Annotated in this window: 24 protein-coding genes, 1 rRNA gene and 1 riboswitch; of the genes, 20 read left to right on the top strand and 5 right to left on the bottom strand. The window is 72.3% G+C overall.

All coding sequences use genetic code 11. The features are described from left to right. The 11 genes from rrf to IO40_RS0113705 form a co-directional block, all read left to right on the top strand. Positions 1-84: ribosomal RNA gene (gene rrf / locus IO40_RS34835) — 5S ribosomal RNA — on the top strand; the annotation flags it as partial. A gap of 189 nt (positions 85-273) precedes the next feature. Next, positions 274-882, top strand: a complete 609-nt coding sequence (clsA, locus tag IO40_RS0113750) for a cardiolipin synthase ClsA (protein ID WP_016467543.1) — start codon at positions 274-276, stop codon at positions 880-882. Positions 883-994: 112 nt separating this feature from the next. Then, positions 995-3,490: a mannose-1-phosphate guanyltransferase gene (locus IO40_RS0113745; protein ID WP_031175479.1), complete on the top strand. Its 2,496-nt coding sequence runs from the start codon at positions 995-997 to the stop codon at positions 3,488-3,490. A 103-nt stretch (positions 3,491-3,593) separates the two neighbouring features. After that, entirely contained in the window at positions 3,594-4,496 is a 903-nt protein-coding gene (locus IO40_RS0113740; RefSeq protein WP_016467541.1) for a DUF881 domain-containing protein, read from the top strand. Then, complete coding sequence (locus tag IO40_RS0113735) at positions 4,493-4,825, top strand: small basic family protein (protein WP_016467540.1); 333 nt, start codon at positions 4,493-4,495, stop codon at positions 4,823-4,825. The genes IO40_RS0113740 and IO40_RS0113735 overlap by 4 nt, the downstream gene beginning before the upstream one ends. 5 nt (positions 4,826-4,830) lie before the next feature. Beyond that, entirely contained in the window at positions 4,831-5,661 is an 831-nt protein-coding gene (locus IO40_RS0113730; RefSeq protein ID WP_016467539.1) for a DUF881 domain-containing protein, read from the top strand. Positions 5,662-6,115: 454 nt separating this feature from the next. Further along, complete coding sequence (locus IO40_RS39665; RefSeq protein ID WP_063755037.1) at positions 6,116-6,643, top strand: FHA domain-containing protein; 528 nt, start codon at positions 6,116-6,118, stop codon at positions 6,641-6,643. A gap of 17 nt (positions 6,644-6,660) precedes the next feature. After that, positions 6,661-7,416, top strand: coding sequence for a transcriptional regulator FtsR (ftsR, locus tag IO40_RS0113720; RefSeq protein WP_016467537.1), 756 nt, complete (start codon positions 6,661-6,663; stop codon positions 7,414-7,416). 74 nt (positions 7,417-7,490) lie between these two features. Beyond that, positions 7,491-7,964, top strand: coding sequence for a bifunctional nuclease family protein (locus IO40_RS0113715; RefSeq protein WP_027739117.1), 474 nt, complete (start codon positions 7,491-7,493; stop codon positions 7,962-7,964). Positions 7,965-8,179: 215 nt separating this feature from the next. Next, complete coding sequence (locus IO40_RS0113710; RefSeq protein ID WP_016467535.1) at positions 8,180-8,830, top strand: MerR family transcriptional regulator; 651 nt, start codon at positions 8,180-8,182, stop codon at positions 8,828-8,830. 60 nt (positions 8,831-8,890) lie between these two features. Then, entirely contained in the window at positions 8,891-10,405 is a 1,515-nt protein-coding gene (locus IO40_RS0113705; protein ID WP_078565617.1) for a DNA polymerase IV, read from the top strand. Between the two features lie 58 nt (positions 10,406-10,463). Here the strand turns inward: IO40_RS0113705 and IO40_RS0113700 are convergent, their stop codons facing one another. Then, the gene (locus tag IO40_RS0113700; protein ID WP_016467533.1) at positions 10,464-10,841 is read right to left on the bottom strand and encodes a PRC-barrel domain-containing protein; all 378 of its coding nucleotides are present in this window, start codon (positions 10,839-10,841) and stop codon (positions 10,464-10,466) included. A 134-nt stretch (positions 10,842-10,975) separates the two neighbouring features. Next, positions 10,976-11,073: riboswitch (glycine riboswitch) on the top strand. Between the two features lie 190 nt (positions 11,074-11,263). Here IO40_RS0113700 and gcvP point away from each other — a divergent pair. Next, a complete protein-coding gene (gene gcvP / locus IO40_RS0113695) occupies positions 11,264-14,167 on the top strand; it encodes an aminomethyl-transferring glycine dehydrogenase (RefSeq protein WP_016467532.1) in 2,904 nt (967 codons plus the stop codon). A gap of 183 nt (positions 14,168-14,350) precedes the next feature. On the opposite strand, the gene IO40_RS0113690 is transcribed toward gcvP, so the two are convergent. Both IO40_RS0113690 and IO40_RS0113685 read right to left on the bottom strand, forming a co-directional pair. Then, the gene (locus IO40_RS0113690) at positions 14,351-14,557 is read right to left on the bottom strand and encodes a DUF5999 family protein (protein ID WP_016467531.1); all 207 of its coding nucleotides are present in this window, start codon (positions 14,555-14,557) and stop codon (positions 14,351-14,353) included. A 285-nt stretch (positions 14,558-14,842) separates the two neighbouring features. Next, positions 14,843-15,514 (bottom strand): hypothetical protein, encoded by a 672-nt coding sequence (locus tag IO40_RS0113685; RefSeq protein WP_031175477.1) that lies wholly within the window; start codon positions 15,512-15,514, stop codon positions 14,843-14,845. Positions 15,515-16,012: 498 nt separating this feature from the next. Here IO40_RS0113685 and IO40_RS0113680 point away from each other — a divergent pair, with 498 nt between their 5' ends. From IO40_RS0113680 to IO40_RS0113655, 6 genes are all read left to right on the top strand, one after another. Beyond that, complete coding sequence (locus tag IO40_RS0113680; RefSeq protein WP_016467529.1) at positions 16,013-17,509, top strand: glutamate-cysteine ligase family protein; 1,497 nt, start codon at positions 16,013-16,015, stop codon at positions 17,507-17,509. A 201-nt stretch (positions 17,510-17,710) separates the two neighbouring features. Next, positions 17,711-18,532 carry a CPBP family intramembrane glutamic endopeptidase gene (locus tag IO40_RS0113675; RefSeq protein ID WP_031175476.1) on the top strand — a complete coding sequence of 274 codons (822 nt, stop codon included), beginning with the start codon at positions 17,711-17,713 and terminating at the stop codon, positions 18,530-18,532. A gap of 436 nt (positions 18,533-18,968) precedes the next feature. Continuing rightward, a complete protein-coding gene (locus tag IO40_RS37980) occupies positions 18,969-19,262 on the top strand; it encodes a hypothetical protein (RefSeq protein ID WP_031175475.1) in 294 nt (97 codons plus the stop codon). A gap of 341 nt (positions 19,263-19,603) precedes the next feature. Continuing rightward, entirely contained in the window at positions 19,604-20,284 is a 681-nt protein-coding gene (locus tag IO40_RS0113665; protein ID WP_078659778.1) for a PadR family transcriptional regulator, read from the top strand. A 287-nt stretch (positions 20,285-20,571) separates the two neighbouring features. After that, positions 20,572-21,021 carry a Clp protease N-terminal domain-containing protein gene (locus IO40_RS0113660; RefSeq protein WP_016467525.1) on the top strand — a complete coding sequence of 150 codons (450 nt, stop codon included), beginning with the start codon at positions 20,572-20,574 and terminating at the stop codon, positions 21,019-21,021. Between the two features lie 168 nt (positions 21,022-21,189). Next, complete coding sequence (locus IO40_RS0113655) at positions 21,190-22,209, top strand: EamA family transporter (protein ID WP_016467524.1); 1,020 nt, start codon at positions 21,190-21,192, stop codon at positions 22,207-22,209. Here the strand turns inward: IO40_RS0113655 and IO40_RS0113650 are convergent. Then, on the bottom strand, positions 22,196-22,882 hold the full coding sequence (locus IO40_RS0113650; protein ID WP_016467523.1) for a pyridoxamine 5'-phosphate oxidase family protein: 687 nt from the start codon (positions 22,880-22,882) through the stop codon (positions 22,196-22,198). The two genes, IO40_RS0113655 and IO40_RS0113650, sit on opposite strands and share 14 nt — an antisense overlap. A gap of 27 nt (positions 22,883-22,909) precedes the next feature. On the opposite strand from IO40_RS0113650, the gene IO40_RS0113645 reads away from it, so the two are divergent. Further along, on the top strand, positions 22,910-24,250 hold the full coding sequence (locus IO40_RS0113645) for an aminotransferase class I/II-fold pyridoxal phosphate-dependent enzyme (protein WP_016467522.1): 1,341 nt from the start codon (positions 22,910-22,912) through the stop codon (positions 24,248-24,250). A gap of 58 nt (positions 24,251-24,308) precedes the next feature. On the opposite strand, the gene IO40_RS0113640 is transcribed toward IO40_RS0113645, so the two are convergent. After that, positions 24,309-24,785: a pyridoxamine 5'-phosphate oxidase family protein gene (locus IO40_RS0113640; protein WP_031175473.1), complete on the bottom strand. Its 477-nt coding sequence runs from the start codon at positions 24,783-24,785 to the stop codon at positions 24,309-24,311. A gap of 124 nt (positions 24,786-24,909) precedes the next feature. Here IO40_RS0113640 and IO40_RS0113635 point away from each other — a divergent pair, with 124 nt between their 5' ends. After that, complete coding sequence (locus tag IO40_RS0113635) at positions 24,910-25,539, top strand: cysteine hydrolase family protein (RefSeq protein ID WP_016467520.1); 630 nt, start codon at positions 24,910-24,912, stop codon at positions 25,537-25,539. Positions 25,540-25,578: the final 39 nt, after the last annotated feature.

Below are 25,578 nucleotides of genomic sequence, written 5' to 3'. Positions count from 1 at the left end.
TACATTCCGAACCCGGAAGCTAAGCCTTACAGCGCCGATGGTACTGCATGCGGGAGCGTGTGGGAGAGTAGGACGCCGCCGGACTATTCTTGAGGGAAAGGGGCTTTGTCGGCCGACGCCGACAAAGCCCCTTTTTCGTATGCCCGAAAACAAGCCGAGTGCGAGGGGGACGGCCTGCCGGCCGCCCGACGAGGCACCCCGTGCACGCTGGGTGAGCGATGCCGGGTAGGGTCAGGAAGCATCGTTGGTACGGCTCACTCAGGAGGCCCACGGGTGGAGGTCCAGGAGACACGGGTCCAGACGGATCGGGTCCTCACCATCCCGAACATCCTCAGCATGGCTCGCCTGGTCGGCGTGCCCGTGTTCCTGTGGCTGATTCTGTGGCCGGAGTTCGGCGGACCGAACTGTGATCTGTGGGCGCTGCTGGTGCTCGCGGCAAGCGGGATCAGCGATTACCTGGACGGCAAACTGGCCCGTCGCTGGAATCAGATCAGCAGTCTCGGTCGTATTCTCGACCCCGCTGCCGACCGGCTGTACATCCTCTCCACCCTCGTGGGGCTCACCTGGCGTGAGATTCTGCCGCTGTGGCTCACGATCGCGCTGCTGGCCCGGGAGCTGATGCTCCTGGTCATGGTGTGGATCCTCGACCGGCACGGCTATGCGCCACCGCAGGTGAACTTTCTCGGCAAGGCCGCCACGTTCAACCTCATGTATGCCTTCCCGCTGCTGCTGCTCAGCGACGGCAGTGGCTGGCTCGCCACACTCGCTGCGATTTTCGGATGGGCCTTCGCCGGTTGGGGTACTGCGCTCTACTGGTGGGCAGGGATCCTCTACGTGGTCCAGGTCCGCCGTCTGATCAGCGCGGATGCTGAGGCCGACTGACCACCCGCCTCCGACCCCGGAGGTACGACTGCCCCGAATGAGACTTTGTGGGCCATCCTGAATGGGTGAAGGTCGGCATGACCGTCGTCTGTATGAGGAGGACGCTTCCGACATGAAGGCCGTCGTGATGGCTGGCGGCGAAGGCACGCGCCTTCGGCCGATGACCGCGAGTATGCCCAAGCCGCTCCTGCCAGTGGTGAACAAGCCGATCATGGAGCACGTGCTGAAGCTGCTCAAGCGTCACGGGCTCACCGAGACCGTGGTGACCGTGCAATTCCTGGCCTCTCTGGTCAAGAATTATTTCGGTGACGGTGAGGAGCTCGGTATGGAGCTCACCTACGCCCATGAAGAGAAGCCACTGGGTACGGCGGGGAGTGTCAAGAACGCGGAAGAGGCGCTGAAGGACGACGCGTTTCTCGTCATCTCCGGCGATGCGCTCACCGACTTCGACCTCACCGATCTGATCCGCTTCCACCGGGAACGCGGCGCCATGGTCACCGTCTGTCTGACGCGGGTGCCCAATCCGCTGGAGTTCGGCATCACCATCGTGGACGAGGACGGAAAGGTCGACCGTTTCCTGGAGAAGCCCACGTGGGGGCAGGTTTTCTCGGACACGGTCAACACCGGCATCTATGTGATGGAGCCGGAGGTCTTCGACTACGTCGAGCCCGACAAGCCCGTGGACTGGTCGGGCGATGTCTTCCCGCGGCTGATGAAGGAAGGCAAGCCGATCTACGGCTATGTCGCCGAGGGCTACTGGGAGGACGTCGGCACCCACGAGAGCTACGTCCAGGCGCAGGCCGACGTGCTCGAGGGAAAGGTGGACGTCGAGCGGGACGGTTTCGAGATCTCGCCCGGTGTCTGGGTCGCCGAGGGCGCCGAGGTGCATCCGGACGCGGTGCTGCGCGGTCCGCTGTACATCGGCGATTACGCGAAGGTGGAGGCCGGCGCGGAGATCCGCGAGCACTCCGTCATCGGCTCGAACGTCGTCGTCAAGAGCGGTGCTTTTCTGCACCGTGCTGTGGTGCACGACAACGTCTACGTGGGCCCGCAGAGCAATCTGCGCGGCTGCGTCATCGGCAAGAACACCGACATCATGCGGGCGTCGCGGATCGAGGACGGGGCGGTCGTCGGTGACGAGTGCTTCATCGGCGAGGAATCGATCGTCCAGGGCAACGTCCGGATCTACCCGTTCAAGACGATCGAGGCCGGCGCGTTCGTCAACACGTCGGTGATCTGGGAGTCGCGCGGGCAGGCGCATCTGTTCGGTGCGCGCGGGGTCTCCGGCATCCTGAACGTCGAGATCACCCCGGAGCTGGCCGTCAGGCTGGCCGGCGCGTACGCGACGACGCTCAAGAAGGGCTCCACGGTGTGCACCGCCCGTGACCACTCCCGTGGTGCGCGGGCCCTCAAGCGGGCGATCATCTCCGCGCTCCAGGCCAGCGCCATCGACGTGCGGGACCTGGAGAACGTGCCGCTGCCGGTGGCCCGGCAGCAGACGGCGCGGGGCAGCGCGGGCGGCATCATGATCCGTACGACGACGGGCGTACCGGACTCCGTCGACATCATGTTCTTCGATGAGCGCGGCGCCGATCTGTCGCAGGCCGGGCAGCGGAAGCTGGACCGGGTCTATGCGCGTCAGGAGTACCGCAGGGCGTTCCCCGGGGAGATCGGTGACCTGAGCTTCCCGTCCAGCGTCTACGACTCCTACACCGGCTCCCTGCTGCGGGCGGTGGACACCACCGGGATCGCCGAGTCGGGCCTCAAGGTCGTGGTGGACGCGTCCAACGGCAGTGCGGGTCTGGTGCTGCCCAGCCTGCTGGGCCGGCTCGGGGTGGACTCGCTGACGATCAACCCGGGGCTGGACGAGTCGCGTCCGACGGAGACGGCCGAGAGCCGGCGGGCCGGGCTGGTGCGGCTGGGCGAGATCGTCGCCTCGGCGCGTGCGGCCTTCGGGGTGCGGTTCGACCCGGTGGGCGAGCGGATCTCCCTGGTGGACGAGCACGGCCGCATCGTGGAGGACGACCGGGCGCTGCTGGTGATGCTGGACCTGATCGCGGCGGAGCGGCGCAGCGGCCGGGTGGCGCTCCCGGTGACGACGACCCGGATCGCGGAGCAGGTCGCCGCCTACCACGGCACCCAGGTCGAGTGGACGACGACCTCCCCCGATGATCTGACCCGGGTCAGCCGCGAGGACGGCACCGTCTTCGGCGGTGACGGCCGGGGCGGGTTCATCGTTCCGGAGTTCAGCTCGGTCTTCGACGGTGCCGCCGCGTTCGTCCGGCTCATCGGGCTGGTGGCGCGCACCCAGCTGACGCTGAGCCAGATCGACGCGCGGATCCCGCGGGCGCACGTGAGCCGGCGGGACCTGGCCACGCCGTGGGCCGTCAAGGGCCTGGTGATGCGTACCGTCGTGGAGGCGGCGGGGGACCGGTCGGTGGACACCACCGACGGGGTGCGTGTCGTCGAGTCCGACGGCCGCTGGATGATGGTCCTGCCCGACCCGGCCGAGGCCGTCACCCATCTGTGGGCGGAGGGCCCCGACGAGGCGTCGGCCCAGGCCCTGCTGGACGAGTGGGCGGCCGTGGTCGACAGCGCCGGCCACTGAGCGACGGGGCGGCGGGACGCGACCGGACAGGGAACGTCCCGCCGCCCGTGGCACGTCGAGGCCCGTTCGGCGGTACGGGTCTCGACGTGCGACGATGTGCGGCATGTCGCAGCAGCAGCCCACCCGGAGCAGACCGTCGCGGTTCCCGCGGCCCGACGCCTCCATGTCGCTGCTGACCAATGTGATGGAGCACAGCCTCGACGACGGATACGCGGAGGCCGCGGCAAGGCGGAACGAGGTGGGCCGCTCCCGGATGCCGCGTACGGTGCGGGCCAAACTCGGCCTGGCGGGCGGGCTGGTGCTGGCCGCGCTCGTGGTGACGGTGGGGGCCGCGCAGGCGCGGGTCTCGGCGCCCACCATCGCCAAGGAGAAGCAGGAGCTGATCCACCGGATCGAGTCGGGCGGCAAGGATGCCGACAGGCTTCAGAAGGACGTCAACCGGCTGCGGTCCGCCGTCGAGGCCGAGCAGCGGGCCGCCTTGGAGAAGCACGGCGACGCACGCGGCAGGACGACGGCCCTGCTGGCCGGTGACACGCCCGTCAAGGGGCCGGGCCTCAAGCTGGTGGTGGACGACGCGAAGGACAGCGGGTCGGGCCACGGTGACGGGCCGCGGGACAGCGACGGCTTCGCCGACACCGGGCGGATCCGGGACCGTGACCTCCAGCGTGTCGTCAACGGCCTGTGGGCCGCCGGCGCGGAGGCCGTCTCCGTCAACGGGCAGCGTCTGACGTCGCGTTCGGCCATCCGTGCCGCGGGGGACGCGATCCTGGTCGACAACAAGCCGCTGGTCCCGCCCTATACGCTGCTGGCGATCGGGCCGGGGCAGAAGTTCAGCAGAACGTTCCAGGACAGCGTGGACGGCCAGTACCTGTATGTGCTGCACAAGGACTACGGTGCCCGGACCAGTATTTCCGTCGAGGACGAGGTCCGGCTGCCGGCCGCGCCGAGTCTGATCCTGAGAACAGCGAAACCTGTGCGGACAGGGAAGGGCAACAACGCATCGTGATCGCCGTACTGGGCCTCGTCGTGGGTGTCGTGGCCGGACTCGTCGTCCGGCCCGTGGTGCCGATGGCGGTCGAGCCCTATCTGCCCATCGCCGTCGTCGCCGCGCTGGACGCGGTCTTCGGCGGGCTGCGGGCCATGCTGGACGGCATCTTCGACGACAAGGTCTTCGTCGTCTCGTTCCTGTCCAACGTGGTCGTGGCGGCGCTGATCGTCTTCCTCGGCGACAAGCTCGGCGTCGGCGCCCAGCTGTCGACCGGTGTGGTCGTCGTGCTGGGCATCCGGATCTTCTCCAACGCCGCCGCCATCCGCCGGCACGTGTTCCGGGCGTGAGGCCGATGAACGACGACAACACCCCGCGGCGGGAGCTGCCGCCCGAGCGTCCTCCGGGCCCGTTCCCCAGTACGCCGCCCACGCCGCAGTCCGGGGACCGGGACGGCGAACCGGGGCTGACGGGACGGCAGCGGCTGGCCAAGGCCGTGTGGCCGCCGAGAGTGACGCGCGCCCAACTCATCGTGGCGCTGCTGCTGTTCGTCCTCGGCCTCGGCCTGGCCATCCAGGTGCGCTCCACCAGTGAGAACAGTGCGCTGCGCGGCGCCCGGCAGGAGGATCTGGTCCGTATCCTCGACGAGCTGGACGACCGCACCAAACGCCTGGAGGACGAGAAGCGGAAGCTGAGCGGGCAGCGCACGGAGCTGGAGAACAGCTCGGACCAGGCCGAGGAGGCCCGCAAGCAGACGCGGGAGAAGACGGCACAGCTGGGCGTGCTGGCCGGCACGGTGGCGGCCGAGGGGCCCGGTATCCGTATGACGATCAACGACCGGGCGGGCACCACCGATTCCGACACGCTGCTCGACGCCGTCCAGGAGCTGCGCGCGGCGGGGGCCGAGGCGATGCAGATCAACGGGGTGCGGGTGGTGGCCGGGAGCTACTTCACCGACAGCGGCGGCGGGGTGAACGTGGACGGGCATAGGATCGACGCTCCGTACCGGTTCGAGGTCATCGGCAAGCCCGCGGATCTGGAGCCGGCGCTGAACATTCCCGGCGGGGTCGTGCAGACGTTGAAGAACAAGCAGGCCACAGTGGATGTGACGCGGTCGGAGAAGATCACCGTGGACGCCTTGCGGCAGCCGAAGCGGCCTGACTACGCTCGGTCGTCATCGCGGTGAGCCGGTGTCGTCGGCGCGGTGAGTCGGTGAGGAGAGTTGCGGGGGGTCGGCGGGCCGGTCGGGCACCGCGTAAGGGAAACTGTCTACAGGTCACGGACGTTAGACGGGCGTCGAGAGTGACCGATGAGAGCATCGAGGGTCTGTCCTGCCCCACGGGCGGGTCTGTTTCGTGCGAGGGGAATCGCCCGTGAGTTTTTTTGCGAAGTTGTTCGGCAAGGGCCGTCGGGGTGGCGGCACGGGTTCCGCGCGGCACCGTGCCCCCCGGGACACGGAGGTGACGGGCGGGGCACCGCAGGCCGGCGCCGAGCGTCCGCTCTTCCGTGACGAGGTGAGTGGCCACCCGGGAGACAATTCGGGTGGTCACGGCGCGGTTTCTGTTGACCCTGGCGCGCAGGGCCGCATAGGTTCCCAGGCACCGCAAACCTCGGACTCGGGTGGAGGTTCCGCCTTGCCGGTGTGTAACAGGTGTGGGGCCCGCGTCGCGGAAGCGAGCCGGTTCTGCTCCAACTGTGGCGCTCCCCTGCGGGGCGGTGCCCCAGCCGAAGGGTCGTCCGAGACGACGTCGACCATCTCGATCTCGGGGCTGGAGGCGTACGACTCGGAGTCGACGGGCCAGCACATCTCCCCGGTGCTGCCGCCCGAGGCCCAGGCCGCCGTGGACGCGCTTCCGGCGGGCTCGGCGCTGCTGGTCGTCCGCCGGGGACCGAACTCGGGCAGCCGTTTCCTCCTCGACGGGGAGGTGACCACGGCGGGGCGCCACCCGGAGAGCGACATCTTCCTGGACGATGTGACCGTCTCGCGCCGTCACGTCGAGTTCCGGCGGGGTGCCGACGGCATCTTCACCGTTTCCGACGTCGGCAGCCTGAACGGCACCTACGTCAACCGGGAGCGGATCGAGGCGGGAGTGCCGCTGTCCAGCGGTGACGAAGTGCAGATCGGCAAGTACCGGCTCGTCTTCTACGGAAGCCCGCGGGCCGTCTGAGTTCCGCAGGGAGGCTCATGCCGCACCACACGCCGCCCGGCGGTGTCCGCGAGGACACCGCCCCGGGGGAGAGCACCGGCCACGGACCGGCCGACGGGCAGTGGAGCATCGGTGCCGTCGTCGAGACGCTCCGTGAGGAGTTTCCCGAGGTCACCGCCTCCACGGTGCGGTTCCTGGAGGCGGAGGGACTGGTGGAGCCGGTCCGCTCCGCCACCGGAGGCCGGTTCCGGGCCGAGGACGTGACGCGGCTGCGCCACGTCCTGCGGATGCAGCGGGACCACTGTCTGCCGCTCGCGGCGATCCGCCGGCACCTGGAAGCCGCCGGTGAGGACGGCACGCCGCCGGCGGGCGTTCCGGGACCCGTACGCCGGACCGAGGAGCCGGAGGCGCCGCCTCCGGCTCCCGTCGTACGCATGGGGCGCGGACAGCTGCTGCGGGCCGTGGGCGCGCAGGAGTCCGAGCTGGCCGAGTGGGAGGAGTACGGCCTGCTCGGCGCCGCCGAGGACGGCAGCTACGGGCCCACCGAGATCACGGTGGCCCGGCTGGTGGTCGAGCTGGGCCGGCACGGCCTGGAGGCCCGGCACCTGCGGGCCCTCAAGGCCGGTGCGGACCGGCAGCGGGATCTGGTGGAGCGGCTGGTCGCCCCTGTGCGGCAGCACCCGGATGCCCGTACGAGGGAGCTGGCCGACAGTACGGCCCGCGACCTGGCGGACCTGTCCGCGCGGCTCTATCAGGCCTTTGTGGGGGCCTCGCCGGGCACGCTGGGTGACTGAAACGGTCCGCCGGCGCCGCCGCCGGGCGGCGGCCCGACTACCCAAACAGGCGCGGCACGGCCTAGTGTTGCTGTGTGAATGAGCTCGATGTCGTGGGTGTCCGGGTGGAAATGCCCACCAACCAACCGATCGTGCTCCTGCGCGAAGTGGGAGGCGACCGCTACCTCCCCATCTGGATCGGCCCGGGGGAGGCGACCGCCATCGCCTTCGCCCAGCAGGGCATGACCCCCGCACGCCCACTCACCCATGACCTGTTCAAGGACGTTCTGGAAGCAGTGGGTCAGGAGCTGACCGCGGTCCGCATCGTGGACCTGCGGGAAGGCGTCTTCTACGCGGAACTGGTCTTCGCCAGCGGTGTGGAAGTCAGTGCCCGCCCCTCCGACGCCATAGCGCTCGCACTCCGCACCGGGACGCCGATCTACGGCAGTGACGACGTGCTGGACGACGCCGGTATCGCCATCCCCGACGAGCAGGAGGACGAGGTGGAGAAGTTCCGCGAGTTCCTCGACCAGATCTCCCCGGAGGACTTCGGTACCAGCAGCCAGTGAACGCCCCTCACCCGCAGTCCCCGGCCGCGGTACCGGGGCGGCTCGGCCGGCCATCCGGCCAGTCATTCCCGGGGCGCGGGCACGCGAAACCACCCTCCGGGGGATTATCACTCGCCGTGCCGAGTGTGGCGATCGTTGACGCACTCGGAGTGACTGCCTACCTTCATGTGGGCAGGTTCCGGGGGTAACCCGGGATGTGAAGGACGGAGGTCGGCGTGGCAAGCACCGGCGGCGAAGGCACAGCGGCTGGCGACGCGTCCCTACTCGGCGGCCCGTCACCGGCCCCGGGCCGGGAGGTCCCGGGGCGGCCGTCCCCCGCACCCTCCGGTCTGCGGCCCGGAGCGGTTCCCCGGCCACCGGCGGACTCCCCGGCCGAGCAGGTCGGCTACCGGGGACCGACCGCCTGCTCGGCGGCCGGGATCACCTACCGCCAGCTCGACTACTGGGCCCGCACCGGGCTGGTCGAGCCCAGCATCCGCCCCGCCTACGGCTCGGGCACGCAGCGTCTCTACAGCTTCCGCGACATCGTCGTGCTGAAGATCGTCAAGCGGCTGCTGGACACCGGGGTCTCGCTCCAGAACATCCGCGCGGCCGTCCGGCACCTGCGCTCCCGGGGCCGGTCCGATCTGGCCCGGATGACGCTGATGAGCGACGGCGCCACCGTCTACGAGTGCTCCTCGCCCGACGAGGTCGTCGATCTCCTCCAGGGGGGCCAGGGCGTCTTCGGGATCGCCGTCGGCGTCGTGTGGAAGGACGTCGAGGGGGCGCTCTCCCAGCTGCACGGCGAGCGGGTGGACACCGGCGAGACGCTGGTGCGTGACCATCCCGAGGACGAGCTGGCCCGACGGCGCAACCGCGCCGGCTAGCAGCGGGCCCGCACCGGGGCGCTCGGCGATTGTCAGTGGCGTGCGGCAGCATCTGACCGTGTGAGGACGCAGCCGACCATCCTGCACCTGGACATGGACGCCTTCTTCGCCGCTGTCGAGCAGGCGTCCAAGCCGAGCCTGCGCGGAAAGCCGGTGGTGGTCGGGGGCCTGGGGCCGCGCGGAGTGGTCTCCACCGCCTCCTACGAGGCCCGCCGCTTCGGTGTGCACTCCGCCATGCCCACGGCCCAGGCCAGAAGGCTGGCGCCCAACGCCGCCTACCTGGGCACCCGCTTCGGGCTGTACCGCAAGGTGAGCGGTGTCGTGATGGAACTGCTGCACGAGCTGTCGCCCCTGGTGGAGCCCCTGAGCCTCGACGAGGCGTTCGTGGACCTGGAGGCCGGGGAAGCGCTGAACGGGACGCAGGGCGGCGCCCAGGGGGCACGAGAGGTCGGTCTGCGGCTGCGGGAGAGCATCCGTGCGGCGACCGGGCTGAGCGGCTCGGTGGGGCTCGCCGGCTCCAAGATGCTGGCGAAGATCGCCTCGGAGCAGGCCAAGCCGGACGGTCTGGTGCTGATCGAGCCCGGCACCGAGAGGGAGCTGCTGGCGCCGATGCCGGTGCGGACACTGCCGGGGGTGGGGCCCGCGACGGCGGAGACCTTGCGCAGAGCGGCCATCACCACGGTCGGTGAGGTGGCGGAGGCGGGCGAGGCCGAGCTGGTGCGGCTGCTGGGCAAGGCGCACGGCGGCTCCGTCTTCGCCATGGCGCACGGTGTGGACGACCGTCCGGTGGTGGCCGAGCGGGACGCCAAGTCGGTGTCCGTCGAGGACACCTACGACGTGGACCTGACCGACCGCACCCGGGTGCGGATGGAGGTGGAGCGGCTGGCCGGGCGCTGTGTGACGCGGCTGCGGGCGGCCGGGCGGTCGGGGCGTACCGTCGTCATCAAGGTCCGCAGCTACGACTTCTCCACCCTGACGCGCTCGGAGACGCTGCGCGGGCCCACCGACGATCCCGCCGTCGTCCGGGAGGCGGCGCTGCGGCTGCTGGAGGGGGTGGACACCACGGCGGGGGTGCGGCTGCTGGGCGTGGGCGTGAGCGGATTGGCGGACTTCACGCAGGAGGACCTGTTCGCGCAGGCGGAGGCGGCGCGGAGCGCGGATCGGGCGGCGGCCGGGGCGCATGAGACGGAGTCCTCGGCGGAGCACGGGAGCGCGGCGGTGGAGGAGCCGGGCGCGGCGGTCCCGGCTGACCGCAACTGGGTCCCCGGCCGGGACGTGCGGCACGCGGTGCACGGGAGGGGCTGGGTGCAGGGCAGCGGCGTCGGGAAGGTGACGGTCCGCTTCGAGGAGCCGGACACCCCGCCGGGCCGGGTGCGGACGTTCTCGGTGGACGATCCCCAGCTGGAGCCCGCCGAGCCGGTCATGCTGGACTCCCGGATCGCCGCGGCCCTGGCGCGGTGGGACGTGCGGCCGGACGGAGGCGGGCGCCGGGAGCCGGACCGCGGGCCCGCCGCCGGGCGGGGCGGGCCCGGGGCCGGAAGCGCGCCGGCCGGCCGGCCCGGGAGGGAGGAGTAGCCGGGGCGGCGGGCTCGTGCCGTGCTCGGGCGGGGCTCGGGCGTCTCTGGTGGCCGGGTCAGTCCCCGGCGCCGGCGATGCGGCCGAAGTCGCGGTCCGGGGGCGCGGGGGCGTGGCCGGCCACCGGTACGTCGAGCCCGTAGTGGCGGTAGAGCTGGAGCTCCTGGCGGGGGGAGAGGTGGCGGCCCACGCCGAAGTCGGGCGCGCCCCGGATCAGCTCCCGTTCGAAGGGGATGCGCAGACCCTTCTCGTCCAGCTGTGCGGGTTCCAGCGGTACGAACGCGTCGCGGCTGAAGAGGCCGGTGCGCAGGGCCGCCCACTCCGGTGCGCCCGTGGCGTCGTCGAGGTACACCTCGTCCACGGTGCCGACCTTGACTCCCTGGCTGTCGTATGCCTTGCGGCCGATCAGGCTCCGCGGATCTATGTCGGTCTGCACGGGGGTTCCTCCCACGGTCACGCCTCGCTGTCGCTGCTCGTCATCACTACGAAACGGCACTTTTCGACCATTGGCCACTTGAACGCACACCGGGTTACCGCTCAAGGGGGCGCTGATACGCTCGTAATGGCTGTCGACCCCGTGCGGGAGAGTCCTCCGGCGCAGTTGCCGGAGGCGCCGAAGGAGCAACTCCTCCCCGGAATCTCTCAGGCTCACGTACCGCACGGACGAGGTCACTCTGGAAAGCAGGGCGGGCCCCGGACCAGCGCCGAAGCCCCTCCTCACCGACGGTGTAAGCCGCGCGCCCGGGTACGGGGGGCGGGCCGGTGAAACTCTCAGGTCGAGATGACAGAGGGGGAGGCCGTCCGGGCACCCGTGGAAGGTGCCCCTCGCAGGTCGCACAGACCAGGAGGCCCCCGCAGATGACTTCCCACCGCATCCCGCTCTCCGAGCTGGAGAACGGCACCCCCTTCGAGAGCCGCCACATCGGTCCTGACGCGGGCGCGCAGGCCAAGATGCTCGCGCAGGTCGGCTACGGGTCGCTCGACGAACTGACCGCCGCCGCGGTGCCCGACGTGATCAGGAGCACCGACCGGCTGGCCCTCCCGGACGCCCGGAGCGAGGCCGAGGTGCTGGCCGAGCTGCGCTCCCTCGCCGACCGCAACCAGGTCCTGCACCCGATGATCGGCCTGGGCTACTACGGCACCTTCACGCCGTCGGTCATCCTGCGCAACGTCATGGAGAACCCCGCCTGGTACACGGCGTACACCCCCTACCAGCCGGAGATCTCCCAGGGCCGGCTGGAGGCGCTGCTGAACTTCCAGACCGTCGTCTCCGACCTGACGGGGCTGCCGACCGCCGGTGCCTCGCTGCTGGACGAGCCCACGGCCGCGGCCGAGGCCATGGCGCTGTCCCGCCGCGTGGGCAAGGTGGGCAAGCGCGGCGGCACCGTCTTCCTCGTCGACGCCGACTGTCTGCCGCAGACCGTGGCGGTGCTGCGCACCCGCGCGGAACCCACCGGGGTCGAGGTGGTCGTGGCCGATCTGGGCGACGGCATCCCCGAGGAGATCGCCGAGCGTGACGTCTTCGGCGTGCTGCTCCAGTACCCGGGCGCCTCCGGCGCCGTCCGGGACCCGCGCGCCGTCATCGAGCGGGCCCACGAACTGGGAGCCGTCGTCACGGTGGCCGCCGACCTGCTGGCACTGACGCTGCTGACCTCGCCCGGCGAGCTGGGTGCCGACATCGCCGTCGGCTCCAGCCAGCGGTTCGGCGTCCCGATGGGCTTCGGCGGCCCGCACGCCGGATACATGGCCGTCCGTGACACGTACGCCCGCAGCCTGCCGGGCCGTCTGGTCGGTGTCTCCAAGGACGCGGACGGCGAGCGGGCATATCGGCTGGCCCTCCAGACCCGCGAGCAGCACATCCGGCGCGAGAAGGCCACCAGCAACATCTGCACCGCGCAGGTGCTGCTCGCCGTGATGGCCGGGATGTACGCCGCCTATCACGGGCCCGACGGGCTGGCCGCGATCGCCCGCCGCACCCACCGGTACGCGGTGCTGCTGGCGGCCGGACTGCGGGAGGGCGGCGTCGAGGTGGTGCACGACCGTTTCTTCGACACCGTCACCGCGCGGGTGCCGGGGCGTGCCGCCGCCGTCGTCGAGCGGGCCCGCGAAGCCGGGATCAACCTGCGGCTGACCGACGCCGACCACGTCGGCATCGCCTGCGACGAGACGACCGGCCGCGAGCAGCTGGCCGCCGTGTGGCAGGCGTTCGGCGTGACCGGCGCCGCGGACCTCGACGCGCTGGACGCGGCCACCGGCGACGCCCTCCCGGACGGGCTGCTGCGCACCGACGAGTACCTGACCCACCCGGTCTTCCACGAGCACCGCTCCGAGACGGCGATGCTGCGCTACCTGCGCCGGCTGGCCGACCGCGACTACGCGCTGGACCGGGGCATGATCCCGCTCGGGTCGTGCACGATGAAGCTGAACGCCACCACGGAGATGGAGCCGGTCACCTGGCCGGAGTTCGGCGGGCTGCACCCGTTCGCGCCCGCCGAGCAGGCGGAGGGCTATCTGACCCTCATCCGGGAGCTGGAGGAGCGGCTGGCCGAGGTCACCGGCTACGACAAGGTCTCCCTCCAGCCCAACGCGGGCTCCCAGGGCGAGCTGGCGGGGCTGCTGGCCGTCCGCGCCTACCACCGCGCCAACGGCCAGGAGCAGCGCACCGTCTGCCTCATCCCCTCCTCCGCGCACGGCACCAACGCGGCCAGCGCCGTCATGGCGGGCATGAAGGTCGTGGTCGTCAAGACGAGCGAGAACGGCGACGTGGACGTGGCCGATCTGCACGCCAAGATCGAGCAGCACGGCGACGAACTAGCCGTCCTGATGGTCACCTACCCCTCGACACACGGCGTGTTCGAGGAGCACATCACCGATGTGTGCGCCGCCGTGCACGACGCGGGCGGCCAGGTGTACGTGGACGGGGCCAACCTCAACGCCCTGCTGGGCCTGGCCCGGCCCGGCCGCTTCGGCGCCGACGTCTCCCACCTGAACCTGCACAAGACGTTCTGCATCCCGCACGGCGGCGGCGGGCCCGGTGTCGGGCCGATCGGCGTGCGCGCCCACCTGGCGCCCTACCTGCCCAACCACCCGCTCCAGCCCGCCGCGGGCCCCGCGACGGGTATCGGGCCGGTCTCCGGCGCGCCGTGGGGCTCGGCCGGCATCCTGCCGATCTCGTGGGCGTACGTGCGGCTGATGGGCGCCGAGGGGCTGCGCCGGGCGACGCAGGTGGCGGTGCTGGGCGCCAACTACATCGCCAAGCGGCTGGAGCCGCACTACCCGGTGCTCTACACCGGGCCCAACGGGCTGGTGGCGCACGAGTGCATCATCGACGTCCGCCCGCTCACCAAGCAGACCGGGGTGAGCATCGACGACGTGGCCAAGCGGCTCATCGACTACGGCTTCCACGCGCCGACGATGTCCTTCCCCGTCGCCGGGACGCTGATGATCGAGCCGACGGAGAGCGAGGATCTGGCGGAGCTGGACCGGTTCTGCGAGGCGATGATCGCCATTCGCGCGGAGATCGACAAGGTCGGCTCGGGCGAGTGGGACGCCGACGACAATCCGCTGCGCAACGCTCCGCACACCGCCGCCATGCTCGGCCGCGAGTGGCAGCAGGCGTACGGCCGTGAGGAGGCCGTCTTCCCGGCCGGGGTGAAGGCCGCCGACAAGTACTGGCCGCCGGTGCGCCGCATCGACGGCGCCTACGGCGACCGGAACCTGGTGTGCTCCTGCCCGCCGGTGGCCGAGTACGACGCCGGCTAGGCACCGGCCGCGGGCCCGCATGCGTCCGGCACCCGGGCCGGGCCCGGCATGCGTCAGGGCCGGTACTGCGCAGCTGCGCAGTACCGGCCCTGTGCCGTTCCGTGCACGCCCGGCGGTGTGCCGCCGCGCCGCCACCGCGGACTTTCCCGGGGCCGCTGCCGGTGGCGGCGGCCCCGGAGGCGGTCAGGCCGCCGTCGTGACGTGCCGGGTGCCCAGCGGGCGGTGCGGGGCGATGATCTGGCCGTCCGGCAGCAGTTCCCCCGTGTCCTCGAAGAGGAGGACGCCGTTGCACAGCAGGCTCCACCCCTGCTCGGGGTGGTGGGCCACGGGCTGCGCGGCCTCCCTGTCGGCGGAGTCGGCTGTCGGGCACGGTGGCTGGTGCTGGCACATGGTCGTTGTCGTCTTCCGTCGAGTGATGGCGTCTGTCCTGCGGCGTTCGCCTTGCATGACCGTCCCCCCGGTTCCTCCGTGCGGTCCGGTCGCCCCCAGTGTTCCGCTGCCGGCCCGGATCCGCAGGGATTTCACGTCGCTCGTACCCAACGGCTCAGACGCGTCACCCCGCTGGGCGGTTGCGCCCAACGGGGCGGTCCTTTCGGGGGGTTGGCACGCGCGGCGAGGACTAGTACGTCCGGGGGAACCCCGCTACGCCACCACGCGGGCGGGCGGGCGCCGCCGTCACGCCGACGTGCGCAGCAGGGAAGCCGCCGTCGCCCCCGGTGCGCGGCCGGGAGCCGTGACCAGTCTGCGGACCAGCAGCGGCAGCAGCGCGTCGACCCGGTGCGTCTTGTGGGGCGCGATGCCCGGCGGTGCGGGGGCCAGCGGGATCAGCAGGTCGGCCGGGTCCGGTACGCCCTCGGCCGGGTCGGCGGCGACGTCCCGGTGGAGCCACAGGGTGAGCATGTACAGCTCGGGCACCGACAGCAGCCGGGGCTGGTACGGCACCGACAGGGCCTCGGCCTGCCGCACGGCCCGCACCGTGGACAGCACGTAGGGGCCCTGCCGGAACTGGCCGAAGGCCCAGCCGTCGGCGGTCGGCACGGCCTCGGCGGTGCCCGCCCAGGCCGCGGCGCCCGGGCTCTCACCGGTGGCGCCCTCGTCGCGCAGCAGGAAGCGCCAGCCGGTCAGCCGGGTGCGGGGGCCGGACTCGGCCGTCCCGGCGTGGTCGGCGGAGCGCGGCGCGACGCGCGCCATCTCGTACGTCGGCAGCGGGAGTTCGGGGCGCAGGGGGCCCTGGGCCGTGCGCAGCGCCGCGGGGGCGGAGGCCGCTCTGATCGCGCTCGGCGAGCCGAGGGCGGTCACAACGGTGCGCAGGGCCGGGGCCGGGGCCGGTGATACGTGCAGCGGCATGGCGGGTCGCCTCTCCTGGGGACACACGGTGCTGGCGGGGGCGCGGACGACTGTGTCGGCGCGGGGATGGCCGCACGAGCGGCGGGAGGAGTTGACAGGGGCGGGCCGGGAACGCCAAGTCACTGCCTCGTTCGCGCAGTTTATACGAGATGTGTTCGAAGAGGGTTTCCGCTAACGTGCGCCGGTGTTTTCCGAAAGGCCGCAACCAGCCGAATCCCAGGGGTTTTCACCTGCGCTGACGCGGGGTAGACGGCCATGACCTCGGAAACGGCTCGAAACGCGGTCGGCCTGATGTCGCCGGTGATTATCGCCCGTGTGTGCGACCTTGTCCGAAGCGCCGTATGCCGAGTGAATGTGCCGCTCGGCATCCGCCAGGGTAGCGGCAGTTACCCGTTCAGTCAGCCGCGCCAGGCGTCATCTTCGGCGCGATGGGGCATCATCGGTGCACGCTCGGCCAGCACGTACCGGCCCCAGCCCCGAGCAGGGAGGAAACCCCCTATGGGAGAGAAGGTCGTCGCCGACAGGTTCGACCTGTCCGACCGACGGCGGTACCGGCAGAAGCTGCACCAGTGCCTGGAGGGACTGCGGCAGCTTCTGGAGGAGAAGAGGTTCGACCGGCCCAGGAATCTCATGGGGCTGGAGATCGAGCTGAATCTCGCGGACGCCCAGGGCCAGCCGTTGATGGTGAATGGCGAGGTGCTCCGGCGCATCGCGAGCTCGGATTTCCAGACGGAACTGGGGCAGTTCAATCTGGAAGTGAATATCGTGCCGCACGCCCTCTCCGGAAGGGTTCTCGACCAACTCGCCGAGGAACTCCGCACCGGCCTGGCGTACGCGGACCGGCAGGCCCGCAAGGCGGATGCGCGCATCGTGATGATCGGTACGCTGCCGACACTCACCCCGCACGACCTGACCTCCGCCAACCTCACCGAGGACGACCGCTACCGGCTGCTCAACGACCAGATCATGGCGGCCCGGGGCGAGGACGTCGTCCTCGACATCGACGGCGTGGAGCACCTGCGCACCACCTCGGAGTCGATAGCGCCCGAGTCGGCCTGCACCTCCGTCCAGCTGCACCTCCAGGTCACCCCGGGACGGTTCGCCGACGTGTGGAACGCGGCGCAGGCCGTCAGCGGCGCACAGATCGCCATGGGGGCCAACTCGCCCTTCCTGTTCGGGCACGAGCTGTGGCGCGAATCGCGGATCCCGCTCTTCCTCCAGGCCACCGACACGAGGACCCCGGAGCTGTGCGCGCAGGGCGTGCGCCCCCGCACCTGGTTCGGGGAGCGCTGGATCTCCTCCGCGTACGACCTCTTCGAGGAGAACGTGCGCTACTTCCCCGCGCTGCTGCCCGTCTGCGACCAGGAGGACCCCGGCCGGGTGCTGGCTTCGGGCGGGGTGCCGACCCTGGCGGAGCTGACGCTGCACAACGGCACCGTCTACCGGTGGAACCGGCCGGTGTACGGGGTGATGGACGGCGCGCCGCACCTGCGGGTGGAGAACCGGGTGCTGCCCGCAGGGCCCACCGTGACCGACGTACTGGCCAACACGGCGTTCTACTACGGCCTGGTGAGGGCGCTGGCCGACGAGGCCCGCCCGGTCTGGCAGCGGATGCCGTTCGCCTACGCGGAGCGGAACTTCGAGGCGGCCTGCCGGTACGGCATCGACGCCGAGCTGTGGTGGCCGCGTGCCGGGCGGGGCACCGGTCTCGTCCGGCTGCCCGCCACCCGGCTGGTGCGCGACGAGCTGCTGCCGCTGGCCGCCGCCGGGCTGGATGCCTGGGGCGTCGAGCCGGCCGACCGCGACCGCTGTCTGTCCGTCATCGAGGAGCGGTGCCGGCTGCGGGTCAACGGCGCGTCCTGGCAGGCGACGGCCTACCGCCGCGCTCTGGAGGGCGGACTCGACAGGGAGAAGGCGCTGGCCGCCGTCACCCGCGCCTACTGCGACCGGGCCGCGACCGGCGCGGCCGTGCACACCTGGGACAACGGCCCCTGACCCGTCCCGCACGGTGGGCGTCCGCGAGCAAGGGCTGCGGGCGCCCACCCCCGGTGTCGGGCCCCGGGCGCGCCCAGCCGGGCCCCGCGCGCCGGGAGCGTGACCGGCGTGGGGCAAGCTGTGTCGTGGGCGTGGGGGCGGCGCAGCGGTCCCGGCGCGACCGCTGGAGCGAAGTCAGTGCAAGGCCAACAGGAGGTTCGTGTGCGCGCACAGGCGCCTGACAACCCGCCGCCCGCCCCGGCGGCGTTCTCCCCGGACGGGCTGTCACGTCGTACGCTCCGCAGCGAGGTACTGCTCGTGCTGGCCCTCTCGCTGGGCGCCAGCGGCGTGTCCTCGCTGATCAGCTTCGTCGGGGCGCTCACCAAGCCGGGCGGGCTGGGCGACCAGGCGGCGCATCTGAACTCCTCGCAGGCCCCCGGCCGGCCCTGGCTCGACCTGGCCTGGCAGCTCTTCGGCATCTCGACCGCCCTCGTGCCCGTGGCGCTCGTGGCGCACCTGCTCGCCCGGGAGGGTGTCGGCGGGCTGCGGGCGGTCGGCTTCGACCGGCGCCGCCCCGCCTTCGACCTGGGCTGGGGCGCCGTGGTCGCCGCGTGCATCGGCGGCTGCGGGATGGGCTTCTACCTGCTGGCGCACGCCAGCGGCTTCAATCTGACCGTCGAGCCGGAGTCGCTGCCCGACGTGTGGTGGAAGTATCCCGTGCTGATCGCCTCGGCGGTGCAGAACGCCGTGCTCGAAGAGGTGATCGTGGTCGGCTACCTGCTGCGCAGGCTCGGCCAGTTGGGCTGGCCGGTGGCCGGCGCCGTGGTGGCCAGCGCCGTACTGCGCGGCTCGTACCACCTCTACCAGGGCATCGGCGGATTCCTCGGCAATGTGGCCATGGGGCTGATCTTCGGACTGCTGTACCGGCGCTGGAAGCGGGTGGGTCCTCTGGTGGCGGCGCACGCGCTGATCGACATCGTGGCCTTCATCGGCTACTCGCTGCTGGCCGGGAAGGTCGACTGGCTGCCCACTCCGCCCGCCTGACCCCGGACCCGGTTTCCGGCCCGGGGGGAGTGGTACCGCCCTGAAGCGGCGCGTGCAGCACCGTGTCGCGCACGGTGACGGCGCCGCCGTTCCGCAGGGCGCCGTCCCGTGCCGGTGGCGTACGCACCAGCCCGGAGCGCGGCGAGACCTGAAGGCCGGTCAGCTCCTTGCGGTCCGGCGGCTCGGGGCACCGGGCGGTGTCCAGGAGCACGACGGCGGCGGGGTTGCCGGTGTACGGGGCGGGCGGCGAAGGCGTCGCCGGTACGGACGCGCATGGCCGGGACCTTATGGCGCGGGGGCGCGGGGGAGGGCAGGGGTTGTCCTGTTCCCGGCCGGCTGTCACCTTCTGGCACGGACGACGCCCAAGCCGTCCATGTAATCGCGCACGCGCGTGATCAGTCCGTCCCGGACGTGCAGTATCAGGAGGCCGGGAACGGTGAACGTGGTGGCCTCGGTCGGCAGCCCGAGCGCGGACCGCGACCGGCACCCCGAGCGCGGACCGCGTCCGGCGCCCCGGGCCGGTCGGCCCTCCGCCCGGGCCGGGTGCGGGTGGGCGCGTCCCGGCGAGCTGCGGCTCACGCCTCAGGGCAGCAAGTTGTTCCGGCTCGCCGACACCCGAGTCGCCGAACTCGATGATCTACTCGGTCACGGACTCACGGACGCAGAAGTCGTGACCCTCAGGAAGCTGCTCACGCAGATCACCGCCAACGCCGCCAGCGCCGGCTCCTGACAGCCGCACCGCTTCTTCGCCCGCCCCGCGGCGCAGCTGAAGCGCGCTGAACCGGGAAGCCCGCCTATCCGCCCGGCCGGTGAAGCGGTCGGGGCGTGCCGTGCCGACGCTTCTGCCTGCCGTCGTGCCGTCGTGTCGTCGTGTCGAAGCGCAGTCGGCACAGCTGCGCGCTGATCTCTGTCGGGCGGGACGACCGCAGAAGGACAGGGCGTGGGCTTGTCGTGAGCTAGTTGCCGATATATCGTTGAAGCATCGCGATCGTTCAGTGATCGCTCAACGATGTCAGATGGAAGGAGTCAGCGATGTATCCCTTCGGAATGAACCGGGGCCGGGGCCGCGGTATGGGGCCCGGCGCCGTGCGTGGTGCGGAGACGGGTGCGGAGCCCGGCGCCCGGTGGTACGGACCCGGGTACGGGCCCGAGGGGCCGGGGGAGGGGCGACCGCGCGGGCACGGGCACCGGCCGGGGCACGGTCGGGGTCGCGCGGGTTTCGGCCCCTTCGGTCCGTTCGGGCCGCCGTTCGGCGGAGGTCCCGGCGGGCCCTTCGGGGGGCGGGGTCCCGGCCGGGGCGGTCCGCGCGGCCGGGCCCGGCGCGGGGACGTGCGCGCTTCGATCCTGGCGCTGCTCAAGGACCGGCCCATGCACGGCTACGAGATGATCCAGGAGATCGCCGAGCGCAGCGGTGGCGCCTGGAAGCCCAGCCCGGGCTCCGTCTACCCGACTCTCCAACTGCTGGAGGACGAGGGGCTGATCGTCAGCGAGAGCGAGGGCGGCAAGAAGCACTTCTCGCTCACCGACGCGGGCCGGGCCGAGGCCGAGCAGGGTGCCGAGGCCCCCTGGGAAGAGGTGGGCCGCGGCGTCGACTGGGAGGCGGTGCAGGAGGTGCGGGCCGCGGCCGGCGGCCTGGCGGCGGCCTTCCAGCAGGTGTGGGCCACCGGTACGGCCGAGCAGCGCGAGAAGGCGCTGCGTGTGGTCAACGACGCCCGCAAGAGCCTGTATCTGATCCTCGCGGAAGAGGAATGATCCCCGGGGCGGCGGGAGGCGGCCAGCCCGGCGGAGGGGCCGGAAGGGGCCGGAGGGCCGCCGGTCCCGCGAGCGGACCGGCGTGTTCCGTCTCCTCCCGAAGGAGGAGGCGCCGCCCCCTCACGCCCACCCTCCGGGGGACGTGTATATGCCACGGGGTGCCGATGAATCGCACAGGATGTGTGTGATGTGGTGGTCCTGTGCACAGCCCTACACCGTCCAGTCGAGCAGCAGACACGGGAGCCGACGACAGCGTCGACCCGCCGGTCAGTGATGCGCTGGCAGCCATGCTCGCCACCGCGCGCCGCCGTGCGGCCCGGGACGGCGACCGGCAGATCGACACGGCGCATCTGCTGCACAGCCTGCTGGAATCCGACAGCGGCACCTGGGAGCTGCTCGACGGCGGCAGCCCCCAGGTCGGCAAGCTCCTCGGCTATCTCGTGCAGCGCAGCATCGGTTACGGGCTGCGCTGGCAGAGCACCGTCGAGGATTCCGGTGCCGTACCCGCCGTCTCCGAACAGCCCGGGGGAGTGCCCGGCTGGTCCCCCAGCGCCCGGGCGGCGCTGGAGCTGGCCGCCGAGCGGGCCCGCCGACGGGGCAGGGAGGTCGCGGAGGGCCTCGACCTGTTCGCCGGACTGGTGGCCGACCCGGAGTGCCGCGGTGTGGAGGTGCTGCGCCGCGCCGGCGTCGACGTGGAGCGGCTGGCCGAGCGGCTGAGGGGCGCCGACCCCGCCTGACGCCCCGTAGCGGTGCGGCCCCCCCGGAGGAACGAGGGCCCGGAGGCGGGGCTGGGGCGAGGGGCCGAAGCAGTGCCGTGCGGCGCGCCCCCGCGTGCCGGGCTCGGCGGTCTCGCGGAACGGACAACAGAGGGTGACACTCCCGTGCGGGCCTGCGATGATGCGCCGATGCACGCCGACTCGTCCCTCCGTGACGCCTCCCGTGCCCGCACTTCGGGTCTCGCCCTCGCCCTCGTCTCCGCCTGTGCGTTCGGCAGCTCGGGGGTGGCGGCGAAACCGCTCATCGAAGCGGGGCTGGAACCGCTGCACGTCACCTGGCTGCGAGCGGCGGGCGGTGCGCTCGTGCTGCTGCCGCTCGCCTGGCGGCACCGGGCGCTGGTACGCGAACGCCCCTGGCTGCTGCTCGGGTTCGGGCTGCTCGCCGTCGCGGGGGTGCAGGCGTTCTACTTCACGGCACTGTCCCGTATCCCCGTGGGCGTCGCCCTGCTGATCGAGTACCTGGCGCCCGCGCTGGTGCTGGTGTGGGTGCGGTTCGTCCAGCGGCGGCCGGTCACCCGGGCGGCAGCCGTGGGGATGGTGCTGGCCGTCGGCGGCCTCAGCTGTGTCGTGGAGGTGTGGGCCGGACTCCGGCTGGACGGGCTCGGGCTGCTGCTCGCCCTGGGGGCGGCCTGCTGCCAGGTCGGCTACTTCGTCCTCTCGGACCACGGCAGCACCGCCGAGGAGGGGGAGGGCGCCAGGAAGCCGGCCGATCCCATGGGGGTGATCGCCTACGGGCTGCTGATCGGGGCGCTCACCCTGACCGTCGTCGCCCGCCCGTGGCGCACCGACTGGGCGGTGCTGGGCCGTAGCGCGGAGCTGAACGGCACGGCGGTCGCCGCCCCGCTGCTGCTGGTGTGGATCGTCCTGGTGGCGACCGCGACGGCGTATCTGACGGGAGTCCTCGCCGTGCGGCTGCTCTCGCCGCCGGTGGCGGGCGTCGTCGCCTGCCTGGAGGCGGTGATCGCCACGGTGCTGGCCTGGGTGCTGCTCGGCGAGCACCTGAGCGCGGTGCAGCTGCTGGGCGGCGCTGTGGTGCTGGCCGGCGCTTTCATCGCGCAGCGCTCCACGCCGAAGGCACGGCCGGGTGCCTCCGCGCCGGTCGCCGGTTCGACGGGGGCCGGCGCGGAGGAGGGCGTCAGCGCGCGGTGAGGTAACCCGGTACGGGGATGCCGGGCGCCAGGTCGTCGGCCGGTACGGGGGTGCCGTATACCGGGGCGACGGGCAGTACGCCGGACCAGTGGGGCAGGCCGAGGTCCTCCGGCTCGTCCTTGGGGCCGCCCGTGCGCACCTTCACGGAGACCTCCGCCAGTTCGACGCGGAGCACGGCGGTGGCGGCCAGTTCCCTGGCGTCGGCGGGACGCGAGTCCGCCGCGCGGCCCGGCACCACGTTGTCCACCAGTGCGTCGAGGGCCAGCAGTCGCTCCTCGTGGTCGGTGACCTGTACGGCGCGGCCGTGCACCACCACCGAGCGGTAGTTGACCGAGTGGTGGAAGGCGGACTTGGCGAGCACCAGTCCGTCCACGTGCGTGACCGTCACGCACACCGGCATGCCCCCGTCCGCCCGGACCTCGGGGCGGCCGGCGTCGCGCAGCGGCCGGGACCCGGTGGAGCCGTGCACGTAGAGGCGTTCGCCGGCCCGCGCGTACAGCGTCGGCAGCACCACCGGCGCCCCGTCGCGGACGAAGCCGAGGTGGCACAGGTAGCCGGCGTCCAGGACGGAGTGGACCAGTTCCCGGTCGTAGCTGACGCGCTCCCGTGCCCGGGTGGGTGTGGTGCGCGGCGTCGGCACGTAGGGGGTGGTGGTGTCGCCGGGGCTCCCCATGAACATCTCCTATTGCACTAGTGCATAATGTTGTTTGTGCTAGGAGATTACCGGATCCAGGGCCGTGGCGCAGCGGAGATCGCGGCCAGCGTCGAACAGGGCGTCGGCAGCGGCGCCCTCGCACCCGGGGACGCCCTGCCCCCCATGCGGGAACTGGCGGCCGAACTGGGCGTCAACCCCAACACCGTCGCCGCCGCCTACCGCAGCCTGCGCGAGCGCGGCGTGATCGAGACGGCGGGCCGACGGGGCAGCCGGGTGCGCGCGCGGCCCGCCACCGCGCCCCGCGAAGCGGTCCGGGTGACCGCACCCGAGGGCGGTGTCGATCTCTCGACCGGCAACCCCGACCCCGCCCTGCTGCCCCCGCTCGGCGCCGCCCTCGCGGCCACCGCCGACAGCACGGCCGCCGCGCCCGTCCTCTACGGCGCACCGGACGCCGATCCCGAACTCGCCGCACTCGCCCGCGCGGCCCTCGACGCCGACGGGGTGCCCGAGGGGCCGCTCGCCGTCACCTCCGGATCCCTCGACGCTGTCGAACGCGTCCTGGGCGCCCATCTGCGCCCCGGCGACGCCGTCGCCGTCGAGGACCCCGGCTGGGGTGCCCTCCTCGACCTGGTGCCCGCCCTCGGACTGCGCCCGCTCTCCGTCCCGCTCGACGACGAGGGGCCGCTGCCCGCAGCTCTCGAACAGGCCCTGGCGCGGGGAGCCCGCGCGGTCGTCGTCACCGGCCGGGCGCAGAACCCGACCGGCGCCGCCGTGACCGCCGGACGCGCCCACGCCCTGCGTGCCGTGCTCGCGGGACGGCCCGAGGTGCTGCTGATCGAGGACGACCACGGCCACGGCATCGTCGACCTCCCGCTCCACCCCCTCGCCGGCGCCACCCGCCACTGGGCCCTGGTCCGCTCCACCGCCAAGGCGTACGGCCCGGACCTGCGGCTGGCCGTGCTGACCGGCGACCGGCTGACCGTGGACCGGGTACGCGGCAGACAGCGCCTGGGGCCCGGCTGGGTCAGCCATCTGCTCCAGCGCACCGTCGTCCGCCTGTGGCGCTCCGGCGCGGTCGAGCCGGAGCGGGTGGCCGGCGCGTACGCGGCGCGCCGTACGGCCCTGCTCGACGCGCTCGCGGCGCATGGGGTGCCGGCCCACGGGCGCAGCGGCATGAACGTGTGGGTGCCGGTGCGGGACGAGACCGGCACGGTGGCGCGGCTGCTTCAGGCGGGCTGGGCCGTGGCCCCCGGCGCCCGTTTCCGGCTGGCGTCCCCGCCCGGGGTGCGGCTGACGGTCTCACCGCTGACCGCACAGCACATCGACCGCCTGGCCCGGGACGTGGCCTCCGCGCTCACCCCGGGCGAGGCCGGACGCTACGGCTGAGCCGCGCAGCCGGGGCCCGGTGTCCCGTCCCCGGAGGAACGCCGGACAGCGGGCGGTGTCACCGCCCGCCGCCGCCCAGTTTGCGGAAGTCCCATGAGACCACGGCCTCCGGCATCAGCCTCAGCCAGGCGTGGCGGCCGTCGTGCGGCATCTCTTCCATCCCGAAGTACTTGGCGGCGAACTCGCGCTCTGGAGCGTCGAGTTCGGGGCACGGCTCGCCGGTGCGCGGGGCCTCACCGACGAACTCCACCTGTCCGGACAGTTCGACTCCGCGCAGTTCGCCGTACTCCACCCCGTCGTCCACCACGACCGCGATCCGCGGATCCCGCCGCAGCTGCGCCCAGCGACGGCTGCGGGTGACCGAGTACAGCCACAGCGCGGTGCCGTCCCAGCAGTACCACAGGGCGCCCACGTGCGGGGCGCCGTCGGGCCCCACCGTGGCGACCCGGCAGGTGCGCCGGGTGCGCAGGAAAGCGTCACGTTCCTCGGGTGTCATCATGATCCGGCGCCCCCGCCGCTGCTGTGTGACGGCCATGCCCACGGCCTCCCGTCTGCTCCCGCCGCAATTCTGACTGAGCGTCAGCAAAGCATGAGGGCTCTTCCCGTCTCGCGCAATGCCGCCTATCCTGCGGGCGCCCTGACGAGGAGGGGAGTACCGCATGGGAGACCCGGACCGGCTCGCCGCCCAGCTCGATCCGGCCACCACCGCGCTGCTGACCGTCGAATGCCAGCGCGGTGTCGTCGGCCCCGACAGCGCGCTCCCCGAACTCGCCGAGCAGGTACGCGAGTCCGGCGCGCTGGACCGCGTCGCACGGCTGGTCGCCGCCGCACACGCGGCGGACGTGCAAGTGGTGCACGCGATCGCCGAACGCCGCCCCGACGGGCGGGGCTCCGGCCGAAACGCCCGTCTGTTCCGCGCGGCCGAGAAGCTGCCCGTGCGGCAGCTGAGCGGCTCGTCCGCCGTCCAGGTCGCCGACCCGGTGCCGGTCACCGATGCGGACCTGGTGGTCCGCCGGCTGCACGGCCTCTCCCCGCTCGCGGGCACCGACGTCGACCCGCTGCTGCGCAACCTCGGGATCCGCACAGTCGTGATCACCGGTGTCTCGGCGAACGTGGCCGTGCCGAACGCCGTCTTCGACGCCGTCAATCTCGGCTACACCGCGGTGGTGCCCGCCGACGCCATCGCCGGCGTCCCCGCCTCCTACACCGCCGAGATGGTCCGGCACACCCTGGCGCTCGTTGCGACGGTCACCGACACCTCGGCGCTGCTGGCCGCCTGGACGGAATGAGGACCTCCCGCGGCCCGGACGGGTGGTCCCTCCTGCCCG

Source organism: Streptomyces albus subsp. albus (assembly GCF_000725885.1).
Lineage (GTDB): Bacteria > Actinomycetota > Actinomycetes > Streptomycetales > Streptomycetaceae > Streptomyces > Streptomyces albus.
This window is presented reverse-complemented; position numbering and strand designations above follow the sequence as displayed.

Excerpts from the sequence above, each read along its gene's own strand:
- IO40_RS0113655 (WP_016467524.1), top strand. The coding sequence starts at position 21,190 with ATGCACGCCGACTCGTCCCTCCGTGACGCCTCCCGTGCCCGCACTTCG.
- IO40_RS0113740 (WP_016467541.1), top strand. The coding sequence starts at position 3,594 with ATGTCGCAGCAGCAGCCCACCCGGAGCAGACCGTCGCGGTTCCCGCGG.
- IO40_RS0113645 (WP_016467522.1), top strand. The coding sequence starts at position 22,910 with ATGTTGTTTGTGCTAGGAGATTACCGGATCCAGGGCCGTGGCGCAGCG.
- IO40_RS0113730 (WP_016467539.1), top strand. The coding sequence starts at position 4,831 with ATGAACGACGACAACACCCCGCGGCGGGAGCTGCCGCCCGAGCGTCCT.
- IO40_RS0113640 (WP_031175473.1), bottom strand. The coding sequence starts at position 24,785 with ATGGCCGTCACACAGCAGCGGCGGGGGCGCCGGATCATGATGACACCC.
- IO40_RS0113660 (WP_016467525.1), top strand. The coding sequence starts at position 20,572 with ATGCTCGCCACCGCGCGCCGCCGTGCGGCCCGGGACGGCGACCGGCAG.
- IO40_RS0113680 (WP_016467529.1), top strand. The coding sequence starts at position 16,013 with ATGGGAGAGAAGGTCGTCGCCGACAGGTTCGACCTGTCCGACCGACGG.
- IO40_RS0113690 (WP_016467531.1), bottom strand. The coding sequence starts at position 14,557 with ATGTGCCAGCACCAGCCACCGTGCCCGACAGCCGACTCCGCCGACAGG.
- IO40_RS0113650 (WP_016467523.1), bottom strand. The coding sequence starts at position 22,882 with ATGGGGAGCCCCGGCGACACCACCACCCCCTACGTGCCGACGCCGCGC.
- IO40_RS0113635 (WP_016467520.1), top strand. The coding sequence starts at position 24,910 with ATGGGAGACCCGGACCGGCTCGCCGCCCAGCTCGATCCGGCCACCACC.
- IO40_RS0113745 (WP_031175479.1), top strand. The coding sequence starts at position 995 with ATGAAGGCCGTCGTGATGGCTGGCGGCGAAGGCACGCGCCTTCGGCCG.
- ftsR (WP_016467537.1), top strand. The coding sequence starts at position 6,661 with ATGCCGCACCACACGCCGCCCGGCGGTGTCCGCGAGGACACCGCCCCG.
- IO40_RS0113665 (WP_078659778.1), top strand. The coding sequence starts at position 19,604 with ATGGGGCCCGGCGCCGTGCGTGGTGCGGAGACGGGTGCGGAGCCCGGC.
- gcvP (WP_016467532.1), top strand. The coding sequence starts at position 11,264 with ATGACTTCCCACCGCATCCCGCTCTCCGAGCTGGAGAACGGCACCCCC.
- IO40_RS0113685 (WP_031175477.1), bottom strand. The coding sequence starts at position 15,514 with ATGCCGCTGCACGTATCACCGGCCCCGGCCCCGGCCCTGCGCACCGTT.